1 protein-coding gene is annotated in these 829 nt (G+C 65.7%); it reads right to left on the reverse strand.

Annotation, left to right across the window (positions count from 1 at the left end; translation table 11 throughout):
- Positions 1-10 precede the first annotated feature (10 nt).
- The gene (locus tag BQ8420_RS17430; protein WP_087100188.1) at positions 11-775 is read right to left on the reverse strand and encodes a transposase family protein; all 765 of its coding nucleotides are present in this window, start codon (positions 773-775) and stop codon (positions 11-13) included.
- Positions 776-829: the final 54 nt, after the last annotated feature.

The raw sequence follows: 829 nt of genomic DNA on the forward strand, positions 1-829 counted from the left end.
TGAGCCTTTTTCATCCTGCTTCTCGGAGTTGAAGGACGAGTACAGCTCGGGTGATCTCTCCGGCCCGGTGCGGGCAGCACCGCAACCGGCGTAGGACGTCCCAGTTCTTGAGCTGGGCGAAAGCTCGCTCCCCGGGGCTGCGGAGCTTGGCGTGCTCAGAGTTGGCATCCTTCTTCCACTGCGACTTGCCCCGGCCCTTGAACGGGCAGAACACCACCTCCGACAGGCCTACGTACCCCTTGTCGCCCAGGCCGAGCAGCCTTGCGGCCTTGATGCGTTCGGCGATCTTCCACACCCGGGCGGCCCTGGTGTCGTGCACCGATCCGAGCAGCGACCACGACGTCCACAGGGGTTCCCCGTTGGGTGCGGCCACCACCTGGATGTTCATGCCGTGCTGCTTGTGTTTGCCGGAATAGAACGGACGGTCGGCCGCCACACGGTCGCAGGCGATCAGAGTCCCGTCCACGATCACGTACCCCCACCCCTTGCGGCGTGCGCAGCGCAGCCCCTGTTCCAGGGTGGGCGCCTGCTCGGCGAGCAGGGCCGTGGTCTCGCGCACGTAGCGCCAGGCGGTCGTGGTTCCCACCTCGAAACCGGCTGCGACCTGGGTGAACGTCTCACCTTTGTACAGGTGGACCAGGACCAGCAGGGCCTGTTGCGCGGGGTCCAGGCGCCGCCATCGGGAACCGGTGTTCTTGCGGTGAGCGCGGATGGTGCGGGCGGCCAGGTTCAAGGTCCGGCGTGACAACGGCAGGCAGGAACGGTACAACAGCATGTGGAGCCTCTGGTGCTGGGTTTTCTTGGTCGTTAACTCCTCTACCAGGGGCTT

This window comes from Nocardiopsis sp. JB363, assembly GCF_900143625.1.
In the GTDB taxonomy this organism is placed as follows: Bacteria; Actinomycetota; Actinomycetes; order Streptosporangiales; family Streptosporangiaceae; genus Nocardiopsis.

Coding starts and splice junctions, on each gene's coding strand:
- BQ8420_RS17430 (WP_087100188.1), bottom strand. CDS start 775: ATGCTGTTGTACCGTTCCTGCCTGCCGTTGTCACGCCGGACCTTGAAC.